This window comes from Robiginitalea sp., assembly GCF_049588695.1.
Classification (GTDB): domain Bacteria; phylum Bacteroidota; class Bacteroidia; order Flavobacteriales; family Flavobacteriaceae; genus Robiginitalea.
In genome coordinates this window covers 1-6,165 of sequence record NZ_JBAVZJ010000596.1, presented here as the reverse complement: position 1 = coordinate 6,165, position 6,165 = coordinate 1, and the positions used below count along the sequence as shown (strand labels likewise).

At 49.6% G+C, this 6,165-nt stretch carries 4 protein-coding genes; 3 read left to right on the top strand and 1 reads right to left on the bottom strand.

Annotated features, from left to right (window positions below):
* Nucleotides 1-141: 141 nt before the first annotated feature.
* Nucleotides 142-543, bottom strand: a complete 402-nt coding sequence (locus tag WBV75_RS13660; RefSeq protein WP_424121139.1) for a YraN family protein — start codon at nt 541-543, stop codon at nt 142-144.
* 155 nt (nt 544-698) lie between these two features.
* On the opposite strand from WBV75_RS13660, the gene WBV75_RS13655 reads away from it, so the two are divergent.
* From WBV75_RS13655 to metG, 3 genes are read left to right on the top strand one after another with little or no spacing between them, the layout of a single operon-like run.
* Entirely contained in the window at nt 699-2,207 is a 1,509-nt protein-coding gene (locus WBV75_RS13655) for a DUF1800 domain-containing protein (RefSeq protein WP_424121138.1), read from the top strand.
* A 10-nt stretch (nt 2,208-2,217) separates the two neighbouring features.
* Nucleotides 2,218-3,921, top strand: a complete 1,704-nt coding sequence (locus tag WBV75_RS13650; protein WP_424121137.1) for a DUF1501 domain-containing protein — start codon at nt 2,218-2,220, stop codon at nt 3,919-3,921.
* 45 nt (nt 3,922-3,966) lie between these two features.
* Nucleotides 3,967-6,045 (top strand): methionine--tRNA ligase, encoded by a 2,079-nt coding sequence (gene metG / locus WBV75_RS13645; RefSeq protein ID WP_424121136.1) that lies wholly within the window; start codon nt 3,967-3,969, stop codon nt 6,043-6,045.
* Nucleotides 6,046-6,165 lie beyond the last annotated feature (120 nt).

Here is a 6,165-nt window from a genome sequence, read left to right as displayed (position 1 = left end):
GGCTTCTGACTTTATCAAATCGACCATCCGTGTCTATGGGAATTCCGTTATCGAAGCTGGGGGGAAAGTTGGGGAAACTCCTGCCATTAAAGAACTCGAGGGATATATCAAAGGATAACGGATCGTCACTCCTGGTAGCAATCAGAAGTGATAAAAAGCATTCTGTAGGTGCACTAACTTGTAATTACCGGGTTTTCCACAGAGTTGGATAATATCAAAACGGACTTCTATTTCCAAACCATGCGCCCGTACAAAATGATCTGCTGCCCGCACCAGGCGCCGAATTTTTAACGGGGATATCGTATGGGAGAGCGACTTGTAAAAACCTTTGGTACGGGTTTTGACTTCAACGACAACCAATACGCCACCCCGGAAGGCCAGAATATCGATTTCAGCCCTGCGAAAGCGGTAATTCCGATCCCAGATTTCATACCCCTTTTCATACAGATAAGCTACCGCAGCTTCTTCTCCTGCCATTCCCTGTCTGTAGTGCGCAGCGAGGGCCTTTTTTTCCCGATTCATTTCTAAAAAGATGTAATTCATCGAAAATAAACGTGTTTCACCGCAAGAATATAGCGTTGAACATATCTTCACCGCGCCTTTTATCGAAAAAGCACAACCTGGGATACTATCCCTATTTGACCCGCGTTTCAAAAGAGTCCCTAACCCGATGAACCTGCTTTAAGCACGCTATGACGATGGAGTATTTTGTGAATTGTAATACCGCTCCGCTGGCACCCAACACGAGTCCATTGGACCGGTTGCAGGTACAGCACCTGTACAGAAGGGCGGGTTTTGGTGCTTCAGTACAAACCATTGACCAGGCTGAAGGTCAGTCCGCCGATCAGTTAGTGGATTCAATTATAAATCAGGCCCTGGCCCTTCCTCCGATTCCTGCCCCGGAATGGGCCACATGGAATCAGGACAACTACCCGGCTGACAACGACCAGAGACGCGCGGTTATACGCACTCAGATCGATGCCCTGGCCCTGGATTACATCCGGGAATTACAGACCAATACCTTAAGGGATCGCCTGAGTTTTTTCTGGAGCAATCACTTTGTGACCGAGCTGGATGTCTATGACAGTCCCGCCTTCCTGTATGAATACGTCAACTGCCTTCAGCGCAATGCCCTGGGCAACTTCAAAACCTTTGTACATGAAATCGGGTTGACCAATGCCATGCTGTTTTATTTGGATGGCGCTTTTAATAATGGAAGGAACCCGAACGAGAACTACGCCCGGGAGTTGTTTGAACTCTTCACCCTTGGAGAAGGGAATGGGTATACGGAAGAGGATGTTGTAGAAACCTCAAAAGCCCTTTCGGGGTACACGGAACGCGGAGAGGTTCGATGGACCCCTGTCCTTTTTGATGAAACTGCTTTTGACAGCGGGCCCAAGACTATACTCGGTCAAACCGGGAACTGGGGATACGACGATGTTATAGACATTCTCTTTCAGGAGCGTCCCCAGGAAATTGCCGGATTTATATGTCAAAGGCTTTATGAATTTTTTGTGCATCCGGACTCCAGTGATGCCGCGGGTAATGCCCAAACCATCATTTCCGGTATGGCCGCAACCTTTATTGCAAATGATTTTGAACTTGCACCCGTACTCTCCCAACTTTTTAAAAGCCAACACTTCTTCGATGATAATGCCATAGGGGTCATCATTAAGAGTCCTTTTGATCTTTACCTGAATTTTATTGACGAAACCGGCTTCACCGCTACGGAAACCACGCTCTCCTTTACACGGGAATCTGCCAGGTTATTGGGCCAGGAACTCTTTGATCCGATAGATGTGGCGGGGTGGCAGCGCAACCGAAGCTGGATCAATACAAATTTCATGATCGGCCGCTGGCTCACCATGGAGGTCCTGATACAAGGGTATTTTCAGGAAAACCCGGAACAATTCCGCACGCTTGCCATGGAGGTTGCAGGTGCGGCCAATAGCAATACAAGTAACCCCGAAACCGTGGTAAGGGCCCTGGTAGATAAATTTCTGCCAAAGGGCCTGCTCACGGATCAGGAGTTTGAAAACGCCATGTCCGTGTTTAAAATAGAGGACGTTCCCGGGAACTATTACGGCCCGGATTACGTGGACGGTGGTTTGGGTTTATGGATGCTCGCGGTAAGTATGGAAGTGCCTCAACAGGTTTTCCTGCTGCTTTTGCATTTGGCACGACAACCTGAATTCCAGTTAAAATAAACCTACTACTATGTGTGATTCTCATAACCCAATTCCGAGGAATGAACGCGCTCAACACGATCAGGAGCACACGGTCTGGAGTCGGCGTTCCTTTCTTCAGGCCCTTGGAATTGCCGGATCGGGTTCCCTGATGCTTGGGGGCAATGTCCTTTCTGCCTCTTCCCCGTCGCCTTTGACCTCCGCCATCGCCAATGCCGAGGGAGATGGGATCCTGATCCTGATCCGACTCTCGGGAGGGAATGACGGGCTCAGTACGGTCATCCCGATCGAACAGTACGACAGCTACGCCAATGCCCGGCCGAATATCTACATCCCGGAGAGTAAAATCATCAAACTGACCGATGAGTTTGGGATTCCCTCCTATATGCAAGCCCTGGAAAGCCTCTGGGGAGAAGGGCAGTTTAAGGCGGTTCACGGTGTGGGTTACCAGAACCAAAGCCTCTCTCATTTTACCGGTTCCGATATCTACGCCAACACCGACCTTGAAACCACGGGTTTCAGTGGACTCAACACGGGATGGATGGGGCGTTACTTTGAAAATATTTATCCGGAATACCTGATTAACCCCCCGGCAGCCCCGGCAGCCGTCCAAATCGGTAATTTTGGGAACCTCGTTTTCGAAGGTGAGGAAACCAACTACGCCTTTGTGACTTCCAATATCGACCAGCTGGAAGAAATCGCTGAAACCGGAGTGCAATACAATATGGACCCACAACTCTACGGAGATTGTATGTATAGCGATCAGATCCGATTCTTAAGGGGTGTGGCCAATACCACGTACGAATACTCAGGTGTAATCCACGATGCCTATGAGCGGGGTCAGAATGAAGTGGAATACCAGGATAATAATTTTGCACGCCAACTCGCCCTTTTAGCCCGATTGATCAAAGGGAATCTCGGCACCAAAGTCTATATGATCTCCATGGGAGGATTTGACACCCATGGAAACCAGCCCCTGGCACACGAACGGCTGATGACCAATCTCTCGGTGGCTGTAAACAATTTTTACGAAGACCTGTCCTTTACCCAGCAGGATGATAAGGTACTCAGTATGACCTTTTCGGAATTCGGAAGACGGATCTTCGAAAATGGTTCCAACGGTACGGATCACGGGAAAGCAGCACCTACGCTCTTCTTTGGTTCCGGTTTGCAGGGAAGCGCTTTTGTCGGCGAACACCCATCCCTGGAAAGTCCCAACAACCGCGGGAATCTTGAATACACCATGGACTTCCGGGACCTCTACGCCACGGTCCTGGCCGAATGGCTCTGCGTACCCATTCCTTTAGTGGAACAACACTTATTGGGACATCCCTATACCCCTGTAAACCTCGGTTTTAATTGTAGTGGTGTCGAATTTCCAGATATCGCCTATGACGATGAGCCCCATACCCCGCCTACTTCAGGTCCGGATCCAGACCCCCTGCCCGAACTCCCGGCAGGTGACCCGGCAGAGGGTATTGTCCACATGCCCTTCTACCCCACGGAAGCGAATCCGCATATCCATCTGGAGATGCCCTTTTCGGCCCATGTAGATGTGACCCTTTTTAACATTCTCGGTCAGAAGGTCGCCACCCTGTACAATGAGATGTTGATGGGCGGCAGTCTGGATATCAATGTGCGCGACCGCGTTCCCAGGCATCTGGCTACCGGGAAATACATTTATCGCATCAGCGTTCGGGATCAGAAAATGGCGAAATCCCTTATGGTTTCCTAACTCCCTTTTAATTTTGGTTATTTTTGTGCTCCATAGCACTAAATTATGACCCAACAGGAGGGTTCTTTTTCAAGGACCACAGTCACCGCCGCCCTACCTTATACCAACGGCCCTATTCACATTGGCCACCTTGCAGGGGTCTATGTCCCTGCTGACATCTATTGTCGTTTCCTGCGTTTATCGGGCAAAGATGTCCTTTTCGTGTGCGGTAGTGACGAGCACGGGGCAGCCATCCCGATGAAGGCCAAAAAAGAAGGGGTAACCCCACAAGAATTGATCGATAAGTACCACCACATCATCGCGGCGTCTTTCGAGGAATTCGGGATTTCCTTCGACAACTATTCCCGAACCTCCTCAGATATCCATAAAGAAACGGCCTCTGAATTTTTTAAGGATCTCTACAATCAGGGGGATTTTATGGAAGAAACCAGGGCCCAGCTGTACGATGCGGAAGCCGAACAATTTCTGGCCGACCGCTTTGTTACGGGAACCTGTCCGAAATGCGGTTATGAAGAAGCCTATGGGGACCAGTGTGAGCAATGCGGCTCTTCACTAAACGCCACAGATCTGATCAATCCCAAATCCGTCCTTACCGGTGCCGTTCCGGTATTAAAAGAAACACGTCACTGGTATCTTCCCCTCGACCAGTATGAAGGGTTTTTAAAGCAATGGATTCTGGAAGGGCATAGAGAGGATTGGAAACCCAATGTATACGGGCAGTGCAAATCCTGGATCGATGATGGACTTAAACCGAGGGCCGTTACACGGGATCTGGACTGGGGCATCCCAGTACCTGTGCCCGGGGGAGAAGGAAAAGTCCTTTACGTCTGGTTTGACGCCCCGATTGGCTACATTTCGTCAACACGGGAGTGGGCTGCCAGGGAAGGAAAAGACTGGGAACCTTATTGGAAAGATCCCAAAACCCGCCTGCTTCACTTTATTGGAAAAGACAACATAGTATTTCACTGTATCATCTTTCCCAGTATGCTCAAGGCCCACGGGGACTATATTTTACCGGACAACGTCCCTGCCAATGAGTTTTTGAACCTCGAAGGAAAAAAACTCTCTACCTCGAAAAACTGGGCGGTCTGGTTGCATGAATACCTGCAGGATTTTCCGGACATGCAGGATGTCCTGAGGTACGTACTTACCGCCAATGCCCCGGAAACCAAAGACAATGATTTCACCTGGAAAGACTTCCAGGCCCGGAATAATAACGAACTGGTCGCCATATTCGGGAATTTCGTAAACCGGGTGGTCGTCCTGACCCACAAATACTTTGATGGTACTATCCCCGCAGCGACCCAACTGAGTGGAACTGACCAGGAGGTGTTGACTGCACTTTCCCGTTTTCCAGGGCAGATTTCAGGCAGTTTAGAGCGATTCCGCTTCCGGGAAGGCCTTCAGGAACTGATGAGCCTGGCCCGTCTGGGCAACAAATATCTGGCCGATGAAGAACCCTGGAAAGTCATTAAAGAAGATCGGGAACGCGTGGGCACTATTTTAAATACAGCCCTGCAACTGGCGGCGGGTCTCGCGGTCCTTGCTGAACCGTTCCTGCCGTTTACTTCTGAAAAATTAAAGAAGATTTTAAATTTTAAATCTCTTAAAACACCCTCAACCTGGGACAGTCTCCCCCAAAAAACCGATACGCTCCCTGCAGGACATCTCATAGGTCCTGCTGAACTGCTTTTTCGAAAAATTGAGGATTCAGAAGTTGACGCCCAACTCAATAAGCTCATTCAGACTAAAAAAGAAAATGAAATGTCCGATACGCCTCTACTGCCCCAAAAGGAAACCATCGATTATGAAACCTTTTCAAAAATGGACCTCCGCGTAGGCACCATTGTCTCTGCAGAGAAAATGCCAAAGACCAAAAAGCTCATCGTGATGAAGGTAGACACCGGGTTGGATACCCGGACTATTATCTCAGGTATTGCGGAACACTACGAACCGGAGTCCCTGATCGGCAAGAAAGTAACCGTGCTGGTAAATCTGGCCCCCAGGCCCCTGCGCGGGGTAGAAAGCCAGGGTATGCTGCTCCTGGCGGAGAATCCGGATGGGAAACTCACTTTTGTCACCCCGGAAGACGCAGCTTCCGCCAATGGCTCCCCGATTACCTGAGGCAGGTAGAGGGTACGAAGAGAAGTCTTCAGTTGGCAGTGGCAGTTGGCAGGGTCACTTCCCAAGATCTAATTTCTTTTTTGACTGCAAACTGGGACTGGGAACTGCATAGTTTCAAAG

Coding starts and splice junctions, on each gene's coding strand:
- metG (WP_424121136.1), top strand. CDS start 3,967: ATGACCCAACAGGAGGGTTCTTTTTCAAGGACCACAGTCACCGCCGCC.
- WBV75_RS13650 (WP_424121137.1), top strand. CDS start 2,218: ATGTGTGATTCTCATAACCCAATTCCGAGGAATGAACGCGCTCAACAC.
- WBV75_RS13655 (WP_424121138.1), top strand. CDS start 699: ATGGAGTATTTTGTGAATTGTAATACCGCTCCGCTGGCACCCAACACG.
- WBV75_RS13660 (WP_424121139.1), bottom strand. CDS start 543: ATGAATTACATCTTTTTAGAAATGAATCGGGAAAAAAAGGCCCTCGCT.